The 759-nt window shown below is 32.5% G+C and carries 1 protein-coding gene; it reads left to right on the top strand.

Annotated elements, in window-relative coordinates; all coding sequences use genetic code 11:
* The coding region (locus tag ACY2RU_RS17735) for a toxin-antitoxin system YwqK family antitoxin (RefSeq protein ID WP_490139820.1) at positions 1 to 622 on the top strand (622 nt) is incomplete at its 5' end.
* Positions 623 to 759 lie beyond the last annotated feature (137 nt).

Below are 759 nucleotides of genomic sequence, written 5' to 3'. Positions count from 1 at the left end.
CTGCAATGCCGAAAAAATGAAGAACATCGCTTACATTTTAATAATTCTTTTTCAGTTTCAGTTTGTAATTGGACAAGAAGATGGAATTTACATTTCGAATAATAAACAATTTGGAGAATTGAAAAACGGACTTCCAGAACAAGACTCAATAATTGAATTAACTCGCAACGGAATTTTAATCGGAAAAGGTGCAGTAGCTGTTGACAAAAATGGAATTAGTGACTTAAAGGTTGGACATTGGAAAGAATACTTTGAAAACGGAATCTTGAAAATGGAAGGGAATTACAAATTAGGTTCATACATTGGATGTGGTGTTGGCGGACCATTTCGTGCATTTCATTATTACCGAACTGGAATTTGGAAAATTTATGATAAGAATGGTAAATTGGAATATGAATTGACTTTTGAACCAACTGAATTACATATTTCCACAACTTGCGAAGGAGGAGACAAATTACTTTTCGGAATTGTTAAAGAAATACCTCTAAAATATTTGGGGAATTTAACAAGCGACAAAGTATTTGAATTTCAAAGAATTAAAAATGAGGAAGATGGTTTTACAGAAATTTGGACGCCTTTAAATGGACGAATATTTATAGAAATTATTAAAAAGAACAATTAAATAAAGCACAGCAGGTAACAACGTGTATAATTCATTACGGCGGATTTTCCTATCGGAAAATCCACGCGCTTTTGCTATCTTTGGTTCTTAACTCGGAAAAATCTTGCCGATTTTTCCGTAACAAATCATACACGAAA

It is taken from the genome of Ulvibacter sp. 2305UL32-6 (assembly GCF_058148545.1).
The sequence above is the reverse complement of the archived record's forward strand: the minus strand, read 5'-3'. Positions and strand labels throughout refer to the sequence as shown.